At 66.5% G+C, this 24,940-nt stretch carries 16 protein-coding genes; 10 read left to right on the plus strand and 6 right to left on the minus strand.

Going from position 1 to position 24,940, the window contains the following annotated elements:
* The first annotated feature begins 37 nt into the window (after nucleotides 1–37).
* Entirely contained in the window at nucleotides 38–1,702 is a 1,665-nt protein-coding gene (locus IPI67_03340; protein MBK7579218.1) for a CTP synthase, read from the plus strand.
* Nucleotides 1,703–1,720: 18 nt separating this feature from the next.
* Here IPI67_03340 and IPI67_03345 read toward each other — a convergent pair whose 3' ends face one another.
* Nucleotides 1,721–2,653: a hypothetical protein gene (locus IPI67_03345; protein MBK7579219.1), complete on the minus strand. Its 933-nt coding sequence runs from the start codon at nucleotides 2,651–2,653 to the stop codon at nucleotides 1,721–1,723.
* Between the two features lie 20 nt (nucleotides 2,654–2,673).
* Here IPI67_03345 and IPI67_03350 point away from each other — a divergent pair, with 20 nt between their 5' ends.
* The 5 genes from IPI67_03350 to IPI67_03370 all read left to right on the plus strand — a co-directional run bounded on the left by IPI67_03350 (nucleotide 2,674) and on the right by IPI67_03370 (nucleotide 9,508).
* The gene (locus IPI67_03350) at nucleotides 2,674–3,951 is read left to right on the plus strand and encodes a hypothetical protein (GenBank protein ID MBK7579220.1); all 1,278 of its coding nucleotides are present in this window, start codon (nucleotides 2,674–2,676) and stop codon (nucleotides 3,949–3,951) included.
* Between the two features lie 100 nt (nucleotides 3,952–4,051).
* The gene (locus IPI67_03355) at nucleotides 4,052–4,981 is read left to right on the plus strand and encodes a hypothetical protein (GenBank protein MBK7579221.1); all 930 of its coding nucleotides are present in this window, start codon (nucleotides 4,052–4,054) and stop codon (nucleotides 4,979–4,981) included.
* A gap of 173 nt (nucleotides 4,982–5,154) precedes the next feature.
* A complete protein-coding gene (dctP, locus tag IPI67_03360) occupies nucleotides 5,155–6,138 on the plus strand; it encodes a TRAP transporter substrate-binding protein DctP (GenBank protein ID MBK7579222.1) in 984 nt (327 codons plus the stop codon).
* 134 nt (nucleotides 6,139–6,272) lie between these two features.
* Nucleotides 6,273–7,829, plus strand: a complete 1,557-nt coding sequence (locus IPI67_03365) for a hypothetical protein (GenBank protein MBK7579223.1) — start codon at nucleotides 6,273–6,275, stop codon at nucleotides 7,827–7,829.
* Entirely contained in the window at nucleotides 7,829–9,508 is a 1,680-nt protein-coding gene (locus tag IPI67_03370; GenBank protein ID MBK7579224.1) for a TRAP transporter large permease, read from the plus strand. Before IPI67_03365 ends, IPI67_03370 begins: the two co-directional genes overlap by 1 nt.
* Nucleotides 9,509–9,540: 32 nt before the next feature.
* Here the strand turns inward: IPI67_03370 and IPI67_03375 are convergent, their stop codons facing one another.
* The 3 genes from IPI67_03375 to IPI67_03385 form a co-directional block, all read right to left on the minus strand.
* Nucleotides 9,541–11,409 carry a DEAD/DEAH box helicase gene (locus IPI67_03375; protein ID MBK7579225.1) on the minus strand — a complete coding sequence of 623 codons (1,869 nt, stop codon included), beginning with the start codon at nucleotides 11,407–11,409 and terminating at the stop codon, nucleotides 9,541–9,543.
* Nucleotides 11,410–11,506: 97 nt separating this feature from the next.
* Entirely contained in the window at nucleotides 11,507–12,949 is a 1,443-nt protein-coding gene (locus IPI67_03380; protein ID MBK7579226.1) for an MATE family efflux transporter, read from the minus strand.
* Between the two features lie 115 nt (nucleotides 12,950–13,064).
* Nucleotides 13,065–15,917, minus strand: coding sequence for a protein kinase (locus IPI67_03385; GenBank protein ID MBK7579227.1), 2,853 nt, complete (start codon nucleotides 15,915–15,917; stop codon nucleotides 13,065–13,067).
* 140 nt (nucleotides 15,918–16,057) lie between these two features.
* Here IPI67_03385 and IPI67_03390 point away from each other — a divergent pair, with 140 nt between their 5' ends.
* The 3 genes from IPI67_03390 (at nucleotide 16,058) to IPI67_03400 (ending at nucleotide 20,712) form a co-directional block, all read left to right on the plus strand.
* Complete coding sequence (locus tag IPI67_03390) at nucleotides 16,058–16,474, plus strand: hypothetical protein (protein ID MBK7579228.1); 417 nt, start codon at nucleotides 16,058–16,060, stop codon at nucleotides 16,472–16,474.
* Nucleotides 16,475–16,708: 234 nt separating this feature from the next.
* A complete protein-coding gene (locus IPI67_03395; protein MBK7579229.1) occupies nucleotides 16,709–18,679 on the plus strand; it encodes a thioredoxin domain-containing protein in 1,971 nt (656 codons plus the stop codon).
* Nucleotides 18,676–20,712, plus strand: coding sequence for a thioredoxin domain-containing protein (locus tag IPI67_03400; GenBank protein ID MBK7579230.1), 2,037 nt, complete (start codon nucleotides 18,676–18,678; stop codon nucleotides 20,710–20,712). The genes IPI67_03395 and IPI67_03400 overlap by 4 nt, the downstream gene beginning before the upstream one ends.
* 10 nt (nucleotides 20,713–20,722) lie before the next feature.
* On the opposite strand, the gene IPI67_03405 is transcribed toward IPI67_03400, so the two are convergent.
* Both IPI67_03405 and IPI67_03410 read right to left on the minus strand, forming a co-directional pair.
* A complete protein-coding gene (locus tag IPI67_03405; protein MBK7579231.1) occupies nucleotides 20,723–22,894 on the minus strand; it encodes a protein kinase in 2,172 nt (723 codons plus the stop codon).
* Nucleotides 22,895–22,989: 95 nt separating this feature from the next.
* Entirely contained in the window at nucleotides 22,990–24,396 is a 1,407-nt protein-coding gene (locus IPI67_03410) for a TIGR02266 family protein (GenBank protein MBK7579232.1), read from the minus strand.
* 208 nt (nucleotides 24,397–24,604) lie between these two features.
* On the opposite strand from IPI67_03410, the gene IPI67_03415 reads away from it, so the two are divergent.
* Nucleotides 24,605–24,940, plus strand: coding sequence for a PilZ domain-containing protein (locus tag IPI67_03415; protein MBK7579233.1), 336 nt, complete (start codon nucleotides 24,605–24,607; stop codon nucleotides 24,938–24,940).

Genomic DNA, 24,940 nt, shown 5'->3' on the forward strand with positions numbered 1-24,940 from the left:
TCAGGCGTGTTACTCCGCCACGCTTGGAGGTCGAGCGGTGAGCCGACGGACGAAGTTCGTATTCATCACCGGCGGAGTCGTCTCCTCCATCGGCAAGGGACTGGCAAGCGCGTCAATCGGCGCGCTGATGGAAGCGCGTGGCCTGAAGGTCACGCACATGAAGCTGGACCCCTACATCAACGTCGATCCGGGGACGATGTCGCCGTACCAGCACGGCGAGGTCTACGTCACCGACGACGGGGCCGAGACCGATCTCGACCTCGGCCACTACGAGCGCTTCACTGCGTGCCGCCTGACCCGTCAGGCCAACATCACGACGGGGCGCATCTACGAGGCCGTGATCAGCAAGGAACGCCGCGGCGAGTACCTCGGCGCGACGGTGCAGGTGATTCCTCACATCACCGACGAGATCAAGGCCCGGGTCAAACAGGCGACCAGCAATGTCGACATTGCCATCGTCGAAATCGGCGGCACCGTCGGCGACATCGAGTCCCTGCCGTTCCTGGAGGCCATCCGGCAGTTGAAGCTCGAGGCCGGGCACGAGAACGCCATCAGCGTGCATGTGACCCTGGTCCCCTTCATCGCCACCGCCGGTGAGCTGAAGACCAAGCCGACCCAGCACTCGGTCCGAGAAATGCGCGAGATCGGCATCCAGCCCGACGTGCTCATCTGCCGCTCTGATCGGCCGGTTGCCCGGGGACTCAAGGAGAAGATCGCCCTGTTCTCCAACGTGCCGGTCGGGAGCGTGTTCAGCGCCGTGGACGTCGGCTGCATCTACGAGCTGCCGTTGGTGCTCCACGCCGAGGGCCTCGACACGGTGATCGCAGAGCGCCTGAACATCTGGTCTCGCGACCCGGAGCTGAGCCACTGGAAACGAACCGTCGAGAAGTTCAAGAAACCTCAGAACGGCAGCGTGAAGATCGGTGTGGTCGGCAAGTACGTCCACCTGAAGGACAGCTACAAATCCCTGCACGAGGCCCTGGTACACGGCGGTCTCGGCAACGACTGCGCGGTCGAGCTGGAGTACATCGACTCGGAGCAGATCGAACGCGGCAGCGCACCGGCAATGCTCAGCGGGCTGGACGGCATCTTGGTACCGGGCGGGTTCGGGGATCGGGGTGTCGAGGGCAAGATCTCGGCAATCCGCTTCGCGCGCGAGAACAAGGTGCCGTTCTTCGGCATCTGTCTCGGCATGCAGCTCGCGGTCATCGAGTACGCGCGCCACGTGTGCAACCTGAAGGGCGCGAGCTCGACGGAGTTCCAGAAAGACGCACCCCACGCCGTCATCGACCTGATGCCCGACCAGCAGGGCGTGATGGACAAGGGCGGTACCATGCGCCTCGGCGCCTACCCCTGCGCGCTCTTGCCCGGCAGCCGGGCGGCGCAGATCTATGGCGCGGGCGAGATCAGCGAGCGCCATCGCCACCGCTTCGAGTTCAACAACGAGTACCGCGAGCCGCTCTCGAAGGCCGGCCTGGTGCTCAGCGGAACCAGCCCGGATGGGCGTCTGGTGGAAATCGTCGAGCTGCCGGAGCATCCCTACTACGTCGGCTGTCAGTTCCACCCCGAGTTCAAGAGCCGCCCGATGGCGCCGCATCCGCTCTTCAGTCAGTTCGTCGCCGCGGCGCTCGCTCGTCGGGACGAGCTCTCCGCCAGCGCGCGGGAAGACGCAAAAGCCGAAGCAACACCCAGCGTGAACTGAGTCCCCTCCGAGGGGTGCTCAGCGGACCACGAGCATACGCACCCGCGGGCCTGCGCTGACCGTGAGGCGTTTGGCGCTCAGTAGCTCGCCGTCGAGCACGTACGGTCCCTCGGAGTCGGGGAACTCCACCGAGAAGCTACCCACCAGGTCATCGAAACACCCGGCGCCTCGCAGCCGTTTGCCCAGCAGCACCCGCGGCGCTTGGGGGCCGAGCGCTCGGGCCGAGAGTGGAGCGGCGACCAGATGTGGGCGCTCGGGGTCCTCCGCCGCGCGGTGGGCCACCAGCATGTGGAGCCCAAGATCGCGCACGACGGCGCACACAACGAGGCTGTAGGCAGCGGGGGCGAGCTTCTGCCCATCCACCTCGAGCTTGCAGGGCAGCGGCTCGAGGACGCTGCGCGAGTAGCCGTCACCGATGAACGAACCGACGAACACCCGCGCGACGATTCGTGCAGCAGTGGCGTAGCCGCCAGCGCCGGCCGCGTAATAACGTCGGAAGAAGCGCGCAACCAGCCCGGTGCCAAAGATGAACCCGACGCGCGTGGCACCGCCCTCTTCGCTCACACGGAGGGTCGGCTGCAGCCTGACGTCGAGCACCTCGGATGCGCTGGTTGCGCGACGCACACTCTCGACCAGGCCAGCGCGCTGACCCAGATTCTTCGCGACAGTCGCGACGGTGCCGCCGGGCGCCAGGCAGATCTCCGGCAGTGGATCGCTGCCACACTCGGCGAGCGCGCTGAGCGATGCCATGAAGGTGCCGTCCCCGCCGCACAACACGACGCGCTCGGTGCCCGCCGCGCGGATCTCCGCCGCCGCGGCGCGAAGCTCCGCCATGGTATGGGTGACGAACACCCGGGCGCGCTCACCCGCCGCCCGGGTGACCTCGAGGGAAAGCCGCCGATCCGCGGCAAATGCGGCGGCATTGGGGTTGACGACGACGTCGGTCCTCACTGTGCTATCACCGTCCGAACATGCGTTCGCGCTCTGTGAATTGGCTCATCGGTTCGGCCCTACTCCTCGCCGGCTGCGGGACGGCCGGTGTCGTACAGACCGCCCTACACGGGGACCTCGCCTCGCTCAAGCGAGAGGTGCGAGAGAGCCGCGAAGCTGGGCGATTGAACAAGGCCACGGTCGAGGATCTGGCCGCCGCGGTCGCCGGTCGTGAGGTTCGCTCGTCGACTGGGAACGCGGCCGTCGATCGCATCAAGGACGTGCGGCCGTGCGCCAAGCCGCTCGTCTCGGTGCTCGAGGCGCGCGCGGGACAAGCCGACGATGCCGCCGCCCAGGCGACCTGGACGCTGTTCGAGCTCGGCCGCCGTGACGGCGACGAGCTCGTCCGGAAACACCGTGACGCATCGAGCGGCGCGTGGCGTGCACTCGCAGCCCGCGCGAGCGGTCGCAAGGAGCACGGGCCGCTGCGGCGCAAGTACTTCACCGATCCCGACGAGCGCGTGCGACGCGGAGCTCTCGCGGCCGCCATCGAAGCCCGTTCGGTGGACGATCTCGATCCGGCCCTCGAAGCAGCACGCCTCGACCCGGACCTGTTGAGCAAGGCCTTCGCGACCCGAGCGGTCGGGGCCATCGGCGGACAACGCGCGGTGCTCGCCCTCGTCGACCACTGGGTGCGGGCCGACGAGAGCACCCGAATGACGATCATCGACGCGTGGGCGATGCCCGCCTCGTACGCCGCCGGCGGCGAACACGAGCTCACCAGCCTTGCCGAAAACAAACAGGGCCTGCTCGCCCTCGTGGCCGCGGACGCCCTGGTGCGCTCACGCGGCCGGTTCGTCGCGTCTGGAGTGGCGACTCTTCTGCGCGCCGTGAAAGAGGGCACGGAGGCGGAGCGGCGCCTGGCGATCCAGCTGATCCCCTTCTCGGACAAGGACGCGGTACTGGCCATCGAGAAGGCCAGCGCGGACAGCGACAAAGAAGTGAAGGTCATCGCCCTGGCGCGCCTGGCAGGCGAAGGCTCCACCAAGGCAAAGGCCCTGGGCGGCCTGCGAGAGCTCGCCAAGCTGGACGATGACCTCGGGCTCCAGGCCCGTGCCGCTCTTGCCGCAGCGGGGGACACCGGGGTCAAGAAACAGCTGACGGATCTGCTCACCGCGCCCAAAGCCCGAACCCGCACGGTCGCAGCTCGGGGGCTACTCGCCCTCGGGGACTACGGAAACGCCGCCACCGCCCTGGCGGACGACGACCCTGGGGTCCGCACCGCGGTAGCTTGTGCGGTGCTCGCGGGGCGGGACTGAGCACTTTCGGGGCCAGCATCCGGGTGTGGGCTGCGGGTTTCACCCTGATCCCGATCCCCACCGTTGAAATCCCGGGGAAATGCGGCTATCCCCGCGCACCATGAAGCTAGCACGGGGTTTGGGTGTGCTGTGCCTCGCGGGCCTCGGCCTGACGAGCACCGGCTGCCTCAAGGCATTGCTCCTCAAGGGGCAGATCAAGGGCACACGCGACGGCTCCGCCGCGGTGAACACGCTGCACGACTGGGAGATCGCTCGCGGCGTCGCAACGGCCGGCATCGGTCAGCTCGAGGGCATGCACAAGCTCGCCCCCGACAACACCGACGCCCTCTTCATGCTGACCCGTGGCTGGGCCGGTGTCTCCTTCGGTTTCACCGAGGACGACTACGAGGAGGCCTACGAGAAGGGCGATGACGTGATGGCCGAGTACCATCTGCTGCGCGCCCGAGCCGGCTTCGCCCGAGCGAAGCACTACGGCATCGAGCTCCTGGGTCACCACGCCGAAGGCTTCGACGCCGCCAAGCGCAACCAGGAGACCATTGCGAAGTGGCTGCAAGAGAACTTCACGGACAAAGAGCAGGCGGAAGACCTGCTCTGGATCGGGTACGCCTGGATCGGCCACGTGTCGACGTCGAAGGACGTGCCCGAGATCGTCGGAGAGCTCTACATCGGCGTCGAGATGATCAAGCGCTCCGCCGCGCTCGACGATCAGCTCGCCTACGGGACCGCTTACACGGTGCTTGGCGCCTACCACGCGCGCACGGCCATGGCCGAGCTCGATCAGTCGAAGGCTTCCTTCGAAAAAGCACTGGCCATCAACGGCGGGAAGTTCCTGGCCACGAAGCTGAACTTCGCCCAGCGCTACTACTGTGCGAAGGGCGACAAAGAAAACTACGTCAAGCTGATGAACGAGGTCCTGGCGGCCGGCGACGACCTGCCCGAGGCCCGGCTTCAAAACGTGATCGCCAAGCGGCGGGCCCGCCGCTACCTGGGGAACAAGATCTGGCAGGAAGAGTGCGGATTCCGCATGTGACGCACTGCGGCTGAACAGGGAGTCAGGGTTGCCCCGCCTGGCCAGCCGAAAGAATTTCGCATATGCGTTGATGGGTTTTGAGCGCCGCTCCGTCTCACACAGAGCCGGCGTCTATCTGGCTGACCTGCCATTGCCGGCCCGCCATTCGTTTGGAATCGAGGAGGTAGTTCGAGATGGTTCGAAAGGTTCTCGCGGCAGTCTTGGCCGCTGGTTTTGTGGTTGGTTCGGCCGGCGTCGCGGAAGCGAAGTCGACACTGAAGATGGCGACCCTCGCTCCGAAGCGGAGCCCGTGGGGTAAGGTCTTCACGACTTGGTCGAAGGCAGTCGCGCAGAAGACCAACAACGAGGTCGCGGTCGACTGGCTGTGGAACGGCACCGGCGGCCCCGAGGGCGGCGTGGTCGGCAAGATCAAGTCCGGTCAGCTCTCCGGCGCGGCCATCACGGCCATCGGACTTGCCTCCATCGACAAACGCTTCATCGCGTTGCAGATGCCCGGTGCGTTCGATAGTTGGTCCGAGCTCGACAAGGCCCGCGAGAAGCTCGCCGCCGAGATCCTCAACGACGAGGACATGAAGAAGAAGTTCCACATCGCCGGCTTCGGTGACGTCGGAATTGGCCGCGTGATGAGCAAGGGCTTCGCGGTCTCGGTTCCGTCGGACCTCAAGGGCAAACACCCCGGCATGATCAGCGAGGACATCATCGCCCCGAAGGTCTACGAGGCCATCGGCGGCGTGTCCGGCGTTCCTTCGCCGGTGACCGGATTTCTGCCCAAGCTGAACAGCGGCGCCATCGACGTGATGAACACCCCCTCACTCGCAGCCGAGCAGCTGCAGTGGGCGTCCCGCCTCGACAACATCAACACCGGCAATACCTACTTTGGTATCGGCGCCGTGGTCATGAGCCAGAAGGCGCTCGACGGTCTCACCAGCGATCAGCGCGAAATCCTCAAGTCCACCGGCAAACAAGCGGCGGACGCGCTTACCAAGCGCATCCGTAAGGCGGACGACCAGTCCTTCGAGCGGCTGAAGAAGAAGATGACCGTGCACGAGTCGACCGCCGCCGAGAAGAAGCAGTGGAAGGACGTCTTCAAGAAGGCGTGCCAGAACCTGAAGAGCTCGATCCCCGGCGACGCGCTCGGCAAGATCGGCGCCTGCTGAGTTTCAGGCAGCAGGTACCCACGAGCGGGCTCGGGCAGTCGCCTGGGCCCGCTGTTTTTTGTGGGCGGAGGCGCCCGGTTTTGGCCCGAAAGGGTGACGTCGGGCCCCGATTCCCCTAACGTCCGGGCCCAGGGATGTCGGACAAAGACGAGACGGCCGACAAGGCCGAGGGCGAGGGCACGGCAAAGCCAGCGGACGGGGACGCGGCGAAGGCTGAGGCTGAGGCCGAGGGCGAGGGCACGGAGAAGGCAGAGGGCGCCAAGGACTCCGCCAAGGACTCCGACGCAAAGAACGCAGAGAACACAGAGAACGCAGAGGACGCGAAGGACTCGAAGGGTGGCGAGCTGGCGGTCTCCGATGCAAAGGCGGAGGGCGCCAAGAACTCCGACGCCAAGGACTCCGACGCAGAGAACGCAGAGAAGGCAGAGGACGCAGAGGACGCGAGGGACTCGAAGGGTGGCGAGCCGGCGGTCTCCGATGCAAAGGCGGAGGGCGCCAAGGACTCCGACGCCAAGGACGCAGACACTGAGGGCACCGCTGCCGCCGAGACGGAGCCGAAATCCAAGCGGTCGCCCACCGTGGAGGCGGGTCCCCCGGAGGAGCGCAAGGCACAGGCCTGGGGCCGCCCCCTCGTGCGCTTCGACGCGGCCTGGACCAAGTGGGAGATGTGGCTCTGCGCCGTCGTCGTGATCGCAGAAATCCTGGTGCTCACGCTGTGGGTGGCGCTGAAGGGGCTCTCCACCGCATCCGACGGGAGCAGCAAGGCGGGCCTCGTATTCCGTGCGCTGACCGGCGCAATCGTGCTGGGGCTGGCGGCGAGGCTGACGCTGAAAAAACAAGCGGAGTCGGTGCGCGCCGGCGGCACGGTGGCTGCGGCCGTCGTCGGGCTCTTGCTGGCCAAGACCTGGGGCCAGTTCGGCGTCGAGTGGGCATCGAACATGCTCAATTGGTTCCAGCAAGCCTCGTTCCTGACGCTACTGGGTGGCCTGCGCGGAGTGGGCACGCGCCTCACCCTCTTGCTCACGCTGCTCGGCGGCTCCCTCGCGACCGCGGCCGGAAAACACATCACCATCGACCTCCTGACCCGTTACCTCGGCCCCAAGCGCCGCCTGCCGGTCGTGATCGTCGGTTGGATTGGTGCGAGCATGATCGTCGGCACCGCCTCCTGGGGTTTCTTCGATCACATCGCGATCGACGAGTTTGACGCCCGCGCCGAGGCCGGCCCGGGAGAGAAGGTCTCCGCGGTGACGACCCGCCTCGGTGAGCACTTCTTCGTCGCCAGAAAACAGCTGGCACTGGACGTCAAGACGTTGCCCCACGTGCTCAAGGGCGAGCGTTATTCGGAGTGGATGAACGCCAACGAGTGGAACGCCTGGGTCGACAGCGCCGGCTTCGACGAGCGCTACGGCCGGGAAAAGTCCCAGGTCTTGAAGATCAGCGGCGACATGAAGAAGACGCCGATCGTCGTGGTGCCGGAGAAGGGTGAACCTCGCGCAGAGCTGGTCAAGGCGGCGAACCTGGTCTTCCCGATTGGCCTCTTGATCATCGCCCTCAGATTCCTCCTGCTCTCGCTCTTGACCTTGAGCGGCCACCGCAGCGTCGCCGGTGACGGGCACGCCGACATGAACGTCGTGCCGGGCGGCAAGACCAGCGCAAAGCTCGAAGAAGAGCCGGTCAAGGAGGATGCCTGATGTTGATCCTCCTCTTCGTGTTGGCGTTCGGGCTGATCGGTGCGCCCGTGTTCGCGGTGATGGCGGGCGCGACGGAGCTCGCCTGGCTCAATCATCCCGATACGACCAAACACTTCATGCGCTTCCTCGCGCCGGACGTGCTGGATGAACGTTTCGCCGGCTCGCCGATCTTGGTGACCGTGCCGCTGTTCACCTTCATCGGCTACGCGCTCGCCGAGTCCAAGGCCCCGGAGCGCATCGTGCGCGCATCCGAGGCGTTCTTCGGCTGGATGCCCGGCGGACTCGCGATCGTTTGTATCATTGCCAGCGCCTTCTTCACCACGCTCACCGGCGGCAGTGCCGTCACGATCGTCGCAGTCGGCGGCTTGCTCTACCCCGCCCTGGTCAAGTCTGGTTACCCGAAGGACTACTCCCTCGGTCTGGTGATGACCGGCGGCTCGCTGGGGCTGCTGCTCCCGCCCTCGCTGCCAATCTTGATCTACTCGATGGTCGCCGGCATCGACTTCAACAAGGCCTTCAAGGCCGGTGTCGTGCCGGGCCTGTTGGTGGTCGGGCTGCTCGCCATTCACGCGGGCTACGTCGGGCTGAAATACAAGATCCCGCGCACCAAGCCGAATCTGAAAGAGATGGCGGGCGCGCTCTGGGCCATCAAGTGGGAGATGGGCATCCCCGTGATGATCCTGGGTGGCCTCGCCACGGGCCTCACGGACATCGACGAGGCCGCGGCGCTCGCCGCCTTCTACGTGCTGACGGTCGAGCTGTTCGTCTACCGGGACCTCAAGGCCAAGGACCTGCCGCGGCTCGCCGCCAACTCGATGGCGCTGGCGGGTGCGCTCGTCTTGATCATGGCCATGGCCATGGCGCTCACCACGTACCTCATCTACGAGGGCGTTCCGACGAAGATCTTCCAGTGGTTTACCAGCTTGGGCATCACCAAGCCTTGGCACTTCCTGGTGATGCTGAACTTCTTCATGTACATCCAGGGCGCGCTGATGGAGGGCTTCAGCTCCATCCTGGTCGCCGTGCCGCTGCTCTTGCCGTTCGGCGCCGAGTTCGGCCTGTCGCCGTTCCACCTGGCGATGATGTTCTTGCTGAACCTGGAGATCGCGTTCCTGAGCCCGCCGTTCGGGCAAAACCTGTTCGTCACGAGCTTCCGGTTCAACAAACCGATGGCCTCGCTGTACCGGATATCCCTGCCATTTTTGGGCATCCTGATCGTCGGGCTCCTGATGATCATGTACATCCCTCGCCTCTCGACCATCGCAGTGGAGAAAGACATTGCGGCAGCCAAGGCAAAGTCCGCCGAGCTGGGCGAGGCGCCGCGCGAAGCCTGGATGATGGAGTGTGTGCAGGAGGACCGGAACAACCCCCTGCCGTGCACCGCCGAGGACAAGGCCAAGTGGGGGACGGGCAAGGACGTCAAGCCGGCGGCGGAAGAACCGGAGACCCCCATTCCCGACCCGAGCGCGGAGCCGGGTGGCAACACGGACGACGACCTTCTCGATCAGATGATGGGCGACGCCGGCGAGAAGAAATCCGGCGACACCGACGACGACCTGCTCGAGGAAATGCTGGGCGACGGCAAGAAGAAAGAGACCGACGCAGGCGCTGCGGAAGAACCGAAGCAGGGCGGCGAAGGCGACAGCGACGACAAGCTGCTAGAAGAGATGCTCAAGTAGCGCGCGCGTCGCGGCCGCTAGCAGAACCCGCGTCAGGATTTGGGCTTCTTCTTGGCGCCCGGCTGCGAAGCGTAAGGCTTGGGGGCGTAAGGCTTGGGCGCGTAGGGTTTCGGCGCGTAGGGTTTGGGGCCTGACGGGCCGTAGGGCTTGGGGCCACGCTCGGGTCGGAAGGGGCGCGGAGAGGGACCACGCGGGGAGCCACCGTGGCGAGGTGGACCCCGGTCGGGGCGACCGTGCTCGGGACCGCGCTCGCCGCCGCTGCTGGACAAGAGGCGAATGACGACGTTGGGTTCCCGGGGATCGGGCTTGGCCGTCGCCCGCGCAAAACCCTCCGCGACGCGCGCGTCGACGTCGACGATGGAGTGCCGGCGGAGCACCCGAATGGCGCCGACATCGCTGCCGTGAATCTGGCCGCGCCGGCACGACAGCGCGAGCAGTCGGCGGGGCTCCGCACCGTGCTCTTCACCCCACGAGATGTGAAATGACACCCACTCGGTGGCCTGGCGCTCGGAGCGCGTCGGTCGCGCTTGAGCGTGCCGCCCTCGCTGCGCGCCGGGCTCCGGCTGGTGTAACTCGCGGGGTTCGGTCGGCCCGACCTGTCCGGCTCGAAGCATCAATCGAGCGAGCACCCGCACCACACTCGGGTGCTGCGCCAAACGCTTCGCCAGTGTCCAGGTGGTCGGATCGAAGGCTGTCACCACGCCGTCCGCCTCGTCGGCCACCAGATCTTCGTACCAGCGCGCGCTGCGCAGTGCGCGGATCTCGTCTGCGCTGGGGATCGGCAGAAAGCGCGCCTCGACCCCGGTGCGATTGAGCATCGACACGACGCGCGCGACGCCACCTGGCGCCACCAGGACCGAGCTCACCCCCTTGCGCCCGGCTCGTCCCGTGCGACCGCTGCGATGAGTATAACTGTCACGGTCGGTGGGCGGTTCGAAGTGAACGACGCGGGCGATCCCTGCGACGTCGATGCCGCGGGCGGCGACGTCGGTGGCAATCAAGGCTCGATAACGACCCGTCTTGAAGGCGCTGAGGGCGCGAGTGCGCTCGGCTTGCTCCATCTCGCCGGACAGCGAGGCGACGACGAAGCCCACCTGCATCAGCTCCGAAGTGATGCGCGCCACGTCGGCCCGCGTCCGAGCGAACACCAACATCTGCTCGTCCGGGTAGGCCAGGAGCAGGTTGACCAGAGCATCGAAGCGCTCGCGCGGTTCGATCATGTGAATCACGTGCTCGATGTCCTGATTGGCAGCCCCCTGCGGCGTGCCGAACACCTCGCGTGGCTCGTGCTGCACGCGATCGGCCAGCGCCTTCACCTCCCGCGGAAAGGTCGCGGAGACGAGGTGCGTGCGGCGCCGCGACGCGGCCAGCGCGAAGATGGCTTCGATGTCGTCCCGGAAGCCGAGATCGAGCATGCGATCCGCCTCGTCGAGCACGACCGCATCGAGCCCCGTGGCAAGCAGTGCTCCGCGCTCCAGATGATCGAGCAACCGGCCGGGCGTGCCGACGACGACGGCCGGCGAGCCGGCGAGGGCTCGGCGCTCGTCGCGATACGAAGCGCCACCCGTCACGGACGCGACGGTGACGGCGTACGGCGCCAGCAGCCATGACAGCTCCCCCTCGACCTGTTTGGCGAGCTCGCGCGTCGGAGTCACGACGAGGGCGACGGGCGGCGCAATGCGCTCGACCCGGGTGGCGTGTCGCTCGACCGCCTCGCGCAGCAAGAACCCGATGGCGACCGTCTTGCCCGATCCGGTCTGTGACGAGAGGCGCACGTCGTGCCCGACCAGCTCCTCTCGGAGCACGGCCTCCTGCACCGGTGTGAGCTCGGCGTAGCCTTTTTGCTCCAAGGCGCGCGCCATCTGCGGGCCAATGCGTTCTTCTATCTCGAGGGATGCCATGGGAAGGGGCGCGCCGCTTTCGGAGGTCCGCAGGCGCCAGTGCGGGTACTCGTACTCGCACTCGTGCGCGCGTTCGACCTATTTCTCGACCGAAAGCTCAAATCTTGATGTTCTTCCAGTCTCCGCTCGCGAACTTCCAGACCATCACCGAGCTCAGGAGCACCACGTAAGTGACGGCCGCACTCCAGATGCCGATCAGGCCAAAGCCGAGCGTGATCCCGAGCAGCCAGGCCAGCGGGACCAGACACAAGAAGTGGAGCACGAGCTCGACGAGCATCACGAAGCGGGTGTTGCCCGCGCCGAACAGCGCCTGAGTCAGGATCATGCCGACGGCGATGGCCGGCGTGCAAATCCCCATGACCCGCATGGGGAGCAGCGCCGCCTCGATGACCGGCGGACTGTGACTGACCACTGCCAGGATCTGATTCGGAAAGACCACACCTTCGAGCAGGCCGACGACACCGAAGATCATCAGGCCGAGGCGCACGCTGACCCAACCGAAGCGCGACGCCTTGTCCGGGTTGCCTTCACCGAGGGACTGGCTGACCAGCGTGGCGGTCGAAGTGCCAAACGCCAAACAAGCCGTGAAGGTGAGCTTGAGAACGCCGACGATCACCGTCGTGGCCGCGCTGTTGACGGCCTCGGCTTGGCCGCCCGGACAGGCCGGATTCACGACGGCGTTGGCGCCCGCGATGCTGTCGAGCTTGCTGACGATCATGGCGAACAGCGCGAACCCGCTCATCACGGCCACGGTCGCCACCGCGCTGGGGATCGACAGCTTGAGCACGTCCCAGGTCAGCGACTTGTCGAGGGAGCTCAAGGCGAACGGGCTGAACGGCGCGCGGTACTTCTTGAACGCCACCCACCCGATCATGATGAACAGGCCGACCCAGGTGGAGACGAAACCGGCAAAACCGGCGCCGGCGATGCCCATGCGGGGCGCACCGAAGCGACCGAAGATGAACACCAGACACAGCACGATGTTGAGGGCGTTCATCACGATGGCGCTGACCATGTGAACGTGGGTCTTGCCGATCCCATCGAAGAACGACTTGAAGCTGAACGTCATCGCCATGCTGACGATGCCGAGCAGGCGCCAGTGCAAGTACTCGGTGGCCGCCGTCCGCACCTCGGGCACCTTGATCAAGGCCGAGAGCACGTAGGGCAACACCAGGTAGCCGGCGATCGTGAACAGGATGCCCGCCGTCAGCGCAAAGAACCACGAGTTGACCAGGACAGCCCCCGCATCGGCGCTGCGATGTTGCGCGAAGCGCCGTGCGGCGATGGCCTGGGTACCGACGGAGATGGCGGACAGGGAGCCGCCGAACATCCAGAGCAAGATCAGCGACGGCAAGAGCGCCGCCTGCGCATTCGACGACTCCGGGCACGGAAGCCAGGAGAAAAAGACGATGTCCACCTCGTTGACGACGCTCTGCGTGAGCATCGCCAAGACGGTGGGGGCCGCGAGCTTCAGCACCACCTTGTACGGCGATCCGGTGGTGACGAGCTGAACGCCGGATTGTACGGGGACGGTGGCCATCGAGCCGATCGGGGAGGCAGGCTCTTAAAACCGGCGCGCCGGGCTGTCCACAAGGACGACCCGGCGCACGCTGGTTTTCACAGAGGTTGAGACGAAATCGGCGGAATCAACGGATTCAGCGCTGGGCGACGCGCGCTTCCGGGCTGAGGCCCTTCAGCATGGCGCGCGCCTCCTGACAGCCCGGGCGCTCGGTGATCAGCGCGTTCAGGGTCTTGATGGCGTCCTCACGCTTGCCGACCTTCTTCTGCATGCTGGCCAGGAAGATGCGGGACTCGATGCCTTTGTCCAGGGCCGCCCATTGTCTGGCAACCCGCAGTGACTCGCCGTAACCCTTCATCTGCGCCGCTGCCTCGCTCCACGCCTTGAGCGCTCGCGGGTCCTTGCGGTTCTTCTTGCCGATCTTCCGGTACTCGTTCAGCGCCTTCACCTTCTTGCCGCTCTGCAAGAACTCCGCGGCCTTGGCCAGCTGTCCTTCGACCTGATCACCACTGTCGGCCTTGACCGGCTGCGCACTGAACATTTCGTCGTCGGCACCGGCGGCGTTCTTCGCGCTCTGCTCGGGCTCGGCTTTGGTCGGCTTCGCGGTGTCGGCCTCGGCTTTGTCGGCTCCGGGCTCGGCGTTCTCGGCGTCATCGTCCGCCGTGTCCGCCTTCGCGGTCTCCTCACCCTTGTCCTCAGCCGGAGTATCACTCGCGGTCTCGTCGCTGGTGTCCGCCGCTGGGTCGACCTTCTCCGCGGTGGCCTCCTCGGCCGGAACCGCGGCGGAGTCGTCGACCGTCTCACCGGTCTCTCCGACAGGAGCCTCAGTCGCAGCAACCTCGGGAGCCGCGGGCGGCGGGCCCTTGAAGCGATCGATCATGGGCTTGGCCGCGGCGTAGGCGCGGGCGCGCACGTCCGGCTTGGCGGCGGCAACGCCACCGAACACACCGATGGCCACGAGCGCCGCACCGACCACGGACATCCCGATCCGGCGCCGACGGCGCCGCCGCTCCACAGGCTCTCTGAGCGCGGCTTCTAGCGCTTCGCGCATTTGCTCGGCGCGCTCGAAGCGTTCGTCGGTGTTTGGCTCCATGGCCTGGGAGATGGTCTTGTCCAGCATCTTCGGTATTCCTCTCTGTGAAGCCCGCAGGCTCGGTGCCTCGGGTTTGGTTCGGGCTTTTGCGTCGAGCAGAGCGACGGTGTTCGGCGCATCGAATGGCAGGCGTCCGGTCACGAGCTCGTAGAGCACTGCGCCGAGCGCATAGAGATCACTCCGGTCGTCGGCATCACCGCCGTGACCTTGCTCCGGCGCCATGTACTCTGGGGTACCGATGATCGAGAGCGCCTCGCCGACGTTCTCCACTTCGACGCCCCGAGCGACCTTGGCAACGCCAAAATCGAGGAGCTTCAGCGTCCCGGTGTGGGTCAAGAGCAGGTTGCCTGGCTTGATATCGCGGTGAATCACCCCGGCGCCGTGGGCAGCCTCGAGGGCGTGACACGCTTGCACACCAATGCGGGCGACCTCGCGCCAGTCGAAGATCTCACCCTGCGCCAAGCGGCGGTCGAGGGTCTCGCCTTCGAGGAACTCCATCACGTAGAAGGCACGTCCATCGCTGGCGATCCCGAAGTCGACGAGGCGAACCAGGTTCTCGTGCTCGACACGGGCAATCGCGCGCGCCTCGGCCCGCAGGCGTTCGGACGCGGCCTCCGACGACTGCTCGGGTGGCAGCACCTTGATTGCAAAACGACGGCCGAGGTCGACGTGACACGCCTCGTGCACGACCCCCATGCCGCCTGCACCGATCTCCCGCAGCAAGCGATAACGCGTCCCGGGCAGTAGCGTGGAGTCGGCGTCAGCGGGGGGCGGTGAGGGGGACGGGGGCGGCAGGATCAGCCTGGGTTTGTCGAGCTTTCGGGCCTGGGCCAGCAGGCGCCCGAACTCCGCGCGGCTGCGCGCGGGCTCTGCGGGATACAACCGCTGCATCAGCTGGGCGATCCGGCTGCGCACACCTCGCTCGCCGTTCGGCAGGCTGGGGGCACGTTTCATCAACAGCGCGAGATCCGTGAGCGCCTCGCGCGCGGACGGGTAGCGGTCCTCGATCTTCGTCGCCGTCAGCCGCGCAATGATCGAGTCCAGCTCCGGCGGTGCGTCGCAGAGCGGCGCTACCGGTGTCGGGACGCGTTTGCCGGAACCTACGGCGGCCATGTGCTCCGAGGCCTCACCGGTCAGGAACCGGCGCCCAGCGATCAGCTCCCAGAGCATGATGCCGAAGGCGTACAGATCTGCGGGTACACCCCCGGGGTTGTTGTTCGCAACTTCGGGCGCCACGTAGCCAGGCTTCGCGAAGACGATCCCCGCCACCGTGTGGCAGCGGCGGTTCTCCCCCCGCGCCGTACCGAAGTCGATCAGCTTGAGCTCACCGCCGTAGCCGAGCATTGCGTTCTGCGGGCTCAGATCGCGGTGAACGATCTCGAGCGGGCGCCCCGCTGCGTCAGTGCGCTCGTGCACGTGGGCGAGCCCTTCAGCTAGCGAGAGCCCGATTGCCAGCGCCTCGGGCCAGGTGATCCGCGCACCGAGCTGTTGCACGCGACTGCGGACCTCGCCCAGGTTCCGCCCTTCGACGTGCTCGACCAAAACGAAGGGCTGTCCCGTGGCGTCGGTGGACGCCTCGAGGATCTGCGCGACACCCGGGTGGTGGAGCTGCGCTTGGATGCGCGCCTCGTCCAGGAAGCGCGCCAGGAAGGAGCGGTCTCCGGCGTGCTCGCGCCGGATGATCTTCACGACACAGGGCCGCTCGGCTCCCTCGATGGCCCCGGTCGCCGCCAAGAACACCTCCCCCATGCCCCCTCGGGCCAGGAGTCGGAGCAGGGTCAGGCGGCCGAAGCGACGAGGCAGCGTCTCCCCGGCATCGCCTGACCCGGTCGCGCTGCTTTCAGCGACATTCTTTGCCGATTTCGCTGAGGTCTGCACAGAGGGCTCACCGGACATGGGCGCATGGTGCCAATGTAGGCGAAGGTGGCCAACTAAACGACACCTGTGCTTTTCGTGGGAACACTCGACGCGCGAGGCGGGTTGAGCATCGCCTTCCTCGGAGTAGACTCCGCCGGCCCAGCAACGGAAACGATTCGGTGTTTCAAGGCGTCCTCATCCAGACCACTCGCCGCGCCAAGGCGCGGAGCGTCGCCGTGCTGGCTGCGCTTGCGGTGCTGTTGGTCACGGGACTCGCAGCGGCCACGCCGGCCCCGATGTGCGACGAACACGCCCAGAGCATCGCGGCGCCGTTCCCACTGTTCCCAAGCTTCAACGGCGAGGTCCGCGGCGTTCGTCCCTGCGCCGGCCGACAGGCGCATCAACTGGGCCAGGCGCCGACGCCAGAGCGCGACCACCCTCGAGCCAGCGCTGAGACCTTCGACCGTGCCCCGCCGAGCGAGCGCTTCGTGGTCGTGCGCGTGCGTGGCCAGCTCCAACCGCCAGCCCGAGCCGACGGCTCGGGCCCGCGCGCGGGAATTCAGAACAACGTCTTCCGCCCGCCGCGCGCGCGCTGAGTCGTCGAGACGTATCCAGGCCCGCGCGCGGTCAGCCGCGCTCGTGAGCCTGGCAACACTCGTCGACTCGAAGCTCCGCGACTCGAAGACGAAACAACTCTGGCGCCAAGCGAATGCCCGGCGCGCAGGTCATCGAGCCCGCAATCGTCGTCTCGACCCGTTAGCGGGTGGAGGTCGACGCTGGCGTCGCTCCTACGACTCTTTTTCAAGTGTGAGTATTTTCAGGAGATTGAAATGAACAAAGGAACCGCAATCGTAGGCTTCTTCCTCTGCTTCTTGGCAGGGATGGGGCTGATGTGGGGCGTCGATCGCAGCAAGGGCGTAGCGATCAGCGCCGAGAGTGGGGCTGAAGCCGGCTCCCTCGACCACAGTGCCTCGCCCGTACCCGTCAGCGGCAAAGACCCGTCCTGGGGCAATGCCGATGCGCCGGTCACCATCGTGGAGATCAGCGATTTCCAGTGCCCCTTCTGCAGCCGCGTCGGACCGACGATGAAGCAGATCAAGGACACGTACGGGCCCCAGAAGGTGCGCATCGTCTGGAAGCACCAGCCGCTGCCCTTCCACGACAAGGCTCGCCCGGCGCACGAGGCCGCGGCGACGGTGTTCGCGCTGGCCGGTAGCGACGCGTTCTGGAAGTTCCACGACAGCGCGTTCGCCAATCAGCAGGCGCTGACCCCGGAGAACCTCGAGAAGTGGGCGCAGGCTGCAGGCGTCGACATGACCAAGTTCAAGGCGGACTTCGCGGCCAAAAAATACGCCGCCAAGGTCGACGAGGACATGGCGATGGCAACCAAGATTGGCGCGAGCGGCACCCCCGCGTTCCGCATCAACGGCGTGACCGTCGTCGGCGCGCAGCCGTTCGAGAAGTTCAAGGAGGTCATCGACGCGCAGCTGGGCGAGGCGCAGAAGCTGATCGCTTCGGGTACGCCGAAGGAGAAGGTCTACGTCGAGCTGTCCAAGAAGAACGCCACGGCCGCACCCGAGGAGGCTCGCCCGAATCCCAACAAGCCTGCAGACAAACCCCAGGCGCCGCCCGAGGACACGACCGTCTACAAGGTCAACATCGGCGCGGACGATCCCATCCTCGGACCGAAGGACGCGCTCGTCACCATCGTCCAGTGGTCGGACTACCAGTGCCCGTTCTGCAAGCGCGTCGAGGACACGATGAAGCAGGTCGTCGACACCTACAAGAGCGACGTCCGGGTGGTCTGGAAGGACAACCCGCTACCGTTCCACCCCCGCGCCATCCCGGCAGCCTACGTGGCGATCGCCGCGTACAAGGCCAAGAGCGACAAGGGCTTCTGGGACGCGCACCACGCGCTGTTCGAGAGCGCGCCGAAGCTCGAGGACGAAGACCTCAAGGGTGTGGCCGAGAAGCTCGGTCTCTCCTGGGACGCCATCAAGAAGGACGTGGACGCCAAGAAGTACGCGGCGAAGATCGACGCCAACATGGAACAGGCGGGAGATCTGGAAGCCCGCGGTACGCCAGCGTTCTTCATCAACGGTCGCAAGCTCTCCGGCGCACAGCCCTTCGAGGCGTTCAAGACTCTGATCGACGCAGAGCTCGCCAAGGCCAAGGCCCTGGTCGCGAAGGGCACGCCCAAGGCGCGCGTCTACGAAGAGATCATGAAAGAGGGCAAGGAGCCGCCGCCGCCCGAGAAGAAGGACGTGCCGCCCCCGGACGCCGACAGCCCGTGGAAGGGTGGGCAGAATGCCAAGGTCGTGATCCAGATGTGGAGCGACTACCAGTGCCCGTTCTGCAAGCGCGTCGAGCCGACGGTCAACGAGATCGAGAAGGAGTACGGCAGCAAAGTGAAGATTGTCTGGCGCGACATGCCACTGCCGTTCCACCAGGAGGCTCCGATGGCAGCACAGGCTGGTCGTGAGGCGTACGCACAGAAGGGCAACGCCGGTTACTGGAAGTTCCACGAGAAGGCCTTCGAGGTTCAGGGGAATCCCGACGGGATCAAGCGCCCGGGCCTCGAGAAGATCGCTCAGGAAATGGGCCTCGACATGGACAAGTTCAAGGCGGCGCTCGACAGCGGCAAACACAAGGCCCGCGTCGACAAGGACAACGAGGTCGGCAACAAGGCGGGTGTCAGTGGCACCCCCTCGTTCGTCATCAACGGTTACTACATCAGCGGAGCCCAGCCGGCCTCCGCCTTCAAGAAGGTGATCAACCGCGCGTTGAAGGAAGCCAAGTGACAGTCAGCCGAGCAGCAAAGGCCATCTTCGTACTTGGGCTGCTGCTGCTCGGCGTCGCCTGCGGGGGGAGCCCCGGCTCCCCTGCGCACGCGAAGCATCCGAAATCGACAGAAGTCGATCTGACGAAGGCCGACACTTCCGAGACGAACCTCGGTGAGGTCGCGGCCCACGGCACCTGGACGAAGCCGACGAGCGGCGGCGCGACGAGTCGCGAGGTTCCGGTCGATGCCACTGACGCTGTGTGGGGCACAGGTGATGCCCCGGTCACCGTCGTACTCTTCACGGACTTCCAGTGTCCGTTTTGCTCGCGGGCTCACCCGCGCGTCACCCAACTGATGAGAGACTACGGTCCGGACAAACTCCGGATCGTCTTCAAGCACAACCCGCTGCCCTTCCACCAGGACGCCGTACCCGCGGCGCTGGCTGCACAGGCAGTGTACGAGATCGCCGGGCCCCAGGCGTTTTTTGCCTACGTCGATCTGTTGTTCCGAGGCCAGAGTCAGCTCACGGATGCGAATCTGCTCGCGTGGGCCCAGGACGTTGGCGTCGACCGCAACGCGCTGCTCAAGGTGGCAATGTCGAGCGAGGTCCGCGCGAAGATCGACGCGGACATGGCGCTGGCGAAATCCGCCGGGCTGTTTGGGACTCCGGCGTTCCTGATCAACGGCGGGAAGCTGGTTGGAGCCCAGCCCTACGAGGCGTTCAAGGAGCGTGTCGACGCCGAGCTCGCGGCTTCGCAAGCGCTTCGAACCAGCGGTGTCGCACCCGCGTCGGTGTACGCGAAGCGGGTCGCGGAGAATTTCAGCAAGCCCGAGCCCGAGGACGACCGGCCAGCTCGGCCCGCGGCCCCGCCCGATACGACCATCTGGAAGGTGCCGGTCGGCAAGTCTCCCAGCGTTGGACCCGCCAGCGCGCTGGTGACCATGGTCGAGTTTTCGGACTACCAGTGTCCATTCTGCAAGCGGGCGCAGGCCACGGTCGACGAGCTCCTGCGCCGCTACCCGACCAAGCTCCGCGTGGTGTGGAAACACCAGCCGCTTCCGTTCCACAATCGCGCGCTGCCCGCCGCACAGCTGGCAATGGAGGCGCGAGCCCAGCGCGGCGACAAGGGGTTCTGGGAGGCCACCAAGCTGTTGTTCGAGTCGCAGCGCGGACTCGAGGACGATGACCTCTTGACGATCGCGCGACAGCTGAGGCTGAACGAGGCGCGGGTGAAGGCCACGCTGGCGAAAGAGGCCCACAAGACCGCCATCAACGCGGACATGGACCTCGCCGACGAAGTGACCGCGAAGGGCACGCCAACCTTCTACATCAACGGGCGGAAGCTCTCGGGCGCGCAACCGCTCGAGCGATTCCAGAGTTTGATCGATGAGCAGCTCGCGCTCGCCGAGGCCAAGGTCAAGGCGGGTACACCCGCGGCTCAGCTGTACGCCACGCTGATCAAGGACGGCCGGGCGGGCGAGCCCCTCGAGCTCGCTAAGTCCACGCCAGCCGTGGGTAAAGGCAACCCGACCCGAGGCTCGGCCAGGGCGCCGGTGACGCTCCAGATCTTCTCGGACTTCCAGTGCCCGTTCTGCTCGCGGGTAATGCCGGCGCTCAACCAGGTCGAAAAGACGTACGCGGGGCGGCTTCGCATCGTCTGGCGCAACATGCCGCTATCGTTCCACCAGGACGCACGTCCGGCCGCAATGGCTGCCATGGAGGCCTATGCGCAGAAGGGCGACGCCGGGTTCTGGAAGATGCACGAGCTGCTCTTCACGAACCAGTCGAACCTGGACCGCTCGAGCCTCGAGACCTACGCACAGAAGGCAGGACTCGACCTCACCCGGTTCCGCGATGCCCTCGATCAGAACAGCCACGACGCATCGATCAAGTTGGACGAGAGCGCCGCGAGCGCCGCCGGCATCGACGGCACGCCGGCCTTCATCATCAACGGCTACCACCTGAGCGGAGCGCAGCCGTTCGCGAAGTTCAAGAAGGTCATCGACCGGGCACTGGAAGACGCGCGGCTCAAGAGAAAAGCCGCTCCCTGACGCCACGCGGCTACTTCTTGCCGCGCCCCTTGACCGCTTCGATGGCCTCTTCAAGGCGGCCGTCGGAGCGCATGCAGTCGTTGCAATCGTCGCGCCTCTTCTTTCCACACCCAGTCTTGTCGCGGTAGCGCACGAACAGCCCGAGGGCCCGCTCGTCGCCCTGGTTCTTGGCCCGCAACAAGAGCGCGTAGCGCTGTTTGCAGGTCTGCGCCTTTTCCAGCGCGACCAGCACGTTCAGCGCGGGGGTCGAACGTTTCTGGAAAGCCTCGGTGCCGAGCCAGCGGTCCGCCCGCAGCTTGACCTCACGTCGCACGCCGCGGGTGGTCGCCAGATCATGGAGCATGTCCGCACCGCGCGAGCCCATCGAGCCTTCGAGGAGCGCGAAGGTCGCATCTTCGGAGTCCCTGGCCTGCGCAGTAGTCCACAGTGCACTAGCCAGCTCGGGACTGTCGTTCTGCCCGGGGTCCACGCCCAGGATCTTTCCGAGTGTTCCCACCGCCTCGGTGTGTTTTTTCTCGCTGATCTGCAGCTTGGCCAGGGCGAGCAGGACTGCCGTGTCCTTCGGGTACCGGGCGGAGAGCTCCGCGAGGGCGGCAGCACCCGCAGCCGTGGCCTGCGTGAGCTCACGCTCCGGAGCCACGGCCGAGCTCGGCGCTGATTCCTCCGAAGCGATCGGATCTGGCGCCGAGCCCGATGCCAGCGCCGATGGGCTTGGCTTTGGATGTTTGTCCCGGCTGCCGCCGACGACGAGCCCAACGAGCAGCACCAGAGCGAGCACCCCGCCCCCGACGAGTGCAAGCGCCCCGAAGAGCAGCGCAGTCGCCGAGACCTTCGACAGCGGCTCGCGCACCGCCGGAGGCAAGCGCAGTCGCTGCGCGTCAATCCACGACAGCGTGTCGCCAAAGCCAGTCTTTGCCTTTGCAACGATGTCGTCCAAGGCTGCACGGAAGCGATCCGGAGACGCCGAGGTCGGAGGCAGCGCCAGGCTGGGGCTCGATGGATTCTCGAGATCCGCTTCCAACACGTCGGGCACCGAGGCCGGGCGCCCGAACGCCTCGGGCGCCGGAATGATGGCGATGTCGTGTCCTGGCGAGCTCGGTAACACCCCCGGCGACGACGGCAGCCTGCGCAGTGCATCCGGGGGCACCAGCACGGGCACCGGGTCGTCCAGATCGGGGATCGACCCAACACGCGGGTTGAACGGCGATGAAGGGGGCGAGCCCGCCGCCATCGTGAACAGCCGCGCACCGCTCTGGGGGGCCGGACCGAGCAGCGCGTCGATAGCGGCCACGACATCACTCGCAGTCTGCACGCGCTCGGATGCCTCCCGCGCCAACATGTGTTGCACCAGGTGCTCCACCGTGGGCGGCACGAACAGCCCCGGCACACGCTCGGCGATGCTGGGGGGGGTCTTGGAGAGTTGTTGGCCGAGGATCCCCACGGGGCTCTTGCTGCTGAACGGGCGCACGCCCGCGACCATCTCGTAGAGGATCACACCCAGCGCGTAGACATCGGCGCGACCATCGACGCTCTGACCGAGGGCTTGCTCGGGGGCCATGTACTCCGGCGTACCAAAGACCATTCCGACCTTGGTGATCGGCTTGCTGCCGCGGTCGTCCCCCCCAACCTCGCCGATCGGAACCTTGGCGATCCCGAAATCGAGCACCTTCGCGAAATCAGGATCACCCCCTTTTTCGATCAGCATCACGTTCTCGGGTTTCAGATCCCGATGCACGATCTCGAGCGCGTGTGCGGCGGTGAGTCCGGCTGCCATTTGACGAGCGACCGAGAGCGCCCGTTCGATGGCCATGGGGCCCTTGGCAATCTCGTCGCGCAAGTTGCGCCCCTGGACGAACTCGAGCACCAGGAACACCGAACCATCGGCGAGCTTACCGAAGTCAGTCGCCGCGGCGACGTTGGGGTGATCGATGTTCGCAGCCGCCATTGCCTCGCGCTCGAATCGAGCGACCACCTCCGGCACCGCCGTCAGCTCGCGGTGAAGTACCTTCACCGCCAACCGCTTGCGCATCATGACGTGCTCGGCCGCGTACACCTTGCCCATGCCGCCCTCACCGAGGAGCGAGTCGAGGCGATACCGATCCGACAGCACCGTCCCCACGCGCGGATCGTCGCTCTGGCCGCCCCCGGCGGCGTCCGAACCTGGGGTCGTCGGGGGCGACATTGGGCGGCGCGCTTAAGTGTGTTCTCGACCGGTGGAGTCGGGGAGGTTGACCGATTCGTGGGCGGGCGGCTTCCGTCGATGCCGAGCGAACGCGATCAGTAGGGGTTGTCGCTGGTATTGACGGGTGGCGGGGGTTTCGGCGCGACCGGCGGAGGCGCGACCGGCGGAGGCACGACCGGCGGAGGCTTCGGAGCAACCGGCGGAGGCTTGGGTGCAACCGGCGGAGGCTTGGGTGCGACCGGCGGAGGCTTGGGGGCGACCGGCGGAGGTTTCGGAGCAACCGGCGGAGGCTTGGGTGCAACCGGTGGGGGCGCCGCAACGCTCTCGGCCGGAGTGGGCTCCGGCGCGGCGCTTGGCTCCGGTGCCGCGGTCTCGGTCACGGTGGGAGTGGGCTGGGGCGCCGGCTCGAGGGTCGCGGCCGTTGTCACCGCTGGAGTGGGCTCGGGCGGAGGTGTGGTGGTCGGCTCGGGCGGCTTTTCGCGTGTGAACAGGAAGACTGCGCCCGCGATGATGCCGACCGCGGCGACGAGTGCGATGCCCTTTCCGGCACCACCACCCGACGCTGCGGGAGCAGCCGCTGCAACTGCCGCCGGCCGCACGCTGACCGGCTTCTTCGTTTTTTCTTCGACGGCCTTGGCGGCCGCCGGTCGCACGCTGTCCTTCTTTGCGACGTGGGACTCCGGTGCCGCATCGGACTCGGCCGCGGGGCGCACGGAGGGCTTCTTCTTTTCGTCAGCGGCTGCCGCCGCAGCTGGCTGCTCGCTCTTCTTGTCGGGCGGGGGGTCGCTCGCCTGTTTCGCCGGGGGTTTCTCCGAGGCTTTTGGCGCGGGGGCTTCACCGACTTCATCCATCGAGCCGCCGGCCTCGCGGAGCGCGTCTTTCAACAGCTCCGCCGCCTGTTTCATCACGGTCCGATCTTCCGGCGGAGGCATGTCCTTTTCGGAGTCGGTCTTGGGGAAGAAGGAACCGCCGTCCGGCTCTTTGGCCTTGGCGGCGGGCGCGGGCTCCGATGCTTTCGGGGCCGCGGGAGCCGTGGACACCGCACCAAGACCGATCATGGTCGCCTTGCGCTTGGCCGGCTCTGGACCCTTCGCCGCTGCAGCAGGCGCCGCGGCAGCCGCCGGTTGCTTGTCGGCAGCCGCAGCCGCCGGCTCGGGAGCGCTCCCTCCGTCGCTCTCGCCCGCCTCGAAGGCCGCGCCACCCTCGCCTCGGCCTTTGACCAAGGTATCGATGACTTTCGTCGACTCGTCATCGATTTTGATGAACTTCACGCCCATGCCCGACGGCTGCTCGGCGTCGGTCGAGCCGGCTTCGCGTTTCCAAACCACGCGACCGACACCCTGCATGACCTTCTTGTCCTCGGCGATCTTCACCTCGAACTTGAGCAAGGTACCCGGGGGGAATGGCGACGGAGTCTTGATGAACATGCCGCCGCGGCTGACGTCGTGGGAGTGGTGCTCGATGAATTCGTCAAGGGTCGCGCTCTTGTAGCGGACCGTCATTGTCAGCACCTTCGCGCGCGGGTCTTTTCGCGTGTCCTGGGACATGTAGCTCTCTTCCGTACTCTGACGCGCCGCTTCTTTGCGGCCTTGGGCGCCGGCCGGAGGCCAGCATTGGGACGTTATCCTACCCCCACCTGTGCGGCGACCCCAAGTCCATCACGGTAAAGCCCGAGGTTCGTGGCCCCGTGCTAGCTTGGTCCGGCGAAGCATGAGCGGACACGGCCATTTCCGAGGGCTCTGGCGGCGCCCGGCCCGGCTGGCCGGGGCGCTCGGCGGAGCGGACGGCCTGTGGCGAAGGCCGGCGACCATCGTCGATCTGTCGCTGGGTGGTGCTCGGGTGCACACCGACGCCGAGATCCCGGCGGGGTCGGTGGTGCGGCTCGAGGTCGAGAGCCCGAATCGCTGGGATCCGCTCGAGGTGAGCGCCCGGGTTGCCTGGACCAACGTCCGGGAGGGCGGGACCGAAATGGGGCTGGCCTTCGAGGTCTCTTCCAGCGTGATCCGCGGACTCGTCGACCTGTTGGCGGCCGACGGTTACGGCTGA

It is taken from the genome of Myxococcales bacterium (genome assembly GCA_016706225.1).
GTDB lineage: Bacteria > Myxococcota_A > Polyangia > Polyangiales > Polyangiaceae > JADJKB01.

Bases quoted from the DNA above. Each gene is read 5' to 3' on its own strand.
- IPI67_03410 (MBK7579232.1), bottom strand. From the start codon at position 24,396: ATGACGGTCCGCTACAAGAGCGCGACCCTTGACGAATTCATCGAGCAC.
- IPI67_03380 (MBK7579226.1), bottom strand. From the start codon at position 12,949: ATGGCCACCGTCCCCGTACAATCCGGCGTTCAGCTCGTCACCACCGGA.
- IPI67_03370 (MBK7579224.1), top strand. From the start codon at position 7,829: ATGTTGATCCTCCTCTTCGTGTTGGCGTTCGGGCTGATCGGTGCGCCC.
- IPI67_03375 (MBK7579225.1), bottom strand. From the start codon at position 11,409: ATGGCATCCCTCGAGATAGAAGAACGCATTGGCCCGCAGATGGCGCGC.
- dctP (MBK7579222.1), top strand. From the start codon at position 5,155: ATGGTTCGAAAGGTTCTCGCGGCAGTCTTGGCCGCTGGTTTTGTGGTT.
- IPI67_03350 (MBK7579220.1), top strand. From the start codon at position 2,674: ATGCGTTCGCGCTCTGTGAATTGGCTCATCGGTTCGGCCCTACTCCTC.
- IPI67_03405 (MBK7579231.1), bottom strand. From the start codon at position 22,894: ATGTCGCCCCCGACGACCCCAGGTTCGGACGCCGCCGGGGGCGGCCAG.
- IPI67_03385 (MBK7579227.1), bottom strand. From the start codon at position 15,917: ATGTCCGGTGAGCCCTCTGTGCAGACCTCAGCGAAATCGGCAAAGAAT.
- IPI67_03415 (MBK7579233.1), top strand. From the start codon at position 24,605: ATGAGCGGACACGGCCATTTCCGAGGGCTCTGGCGGCGCCCGGCCCGG.
- IPI67_03395 (MBK7579229.1), top strand. From the start codon at position 16,709: ATGAACAAAGGAACCGCAATCGTAGGCTTCTTCCTCTGCTTCTTGGCA.
- IPI67_03355 (MBK7579221.1), top strand. From the start codon at position 4,052: ATGAAGCTAGCACGGGGTTTGGGTGTGCTGTGCCTCGCGGGCCTCGGC.
- IPI67_03365 (MBK7579223.1), top strand. From the start codon at position 6,273: ATGTCGGACAAAGACGAGACGGCCGACAAGGCCGAGGGCGAGGGCACG.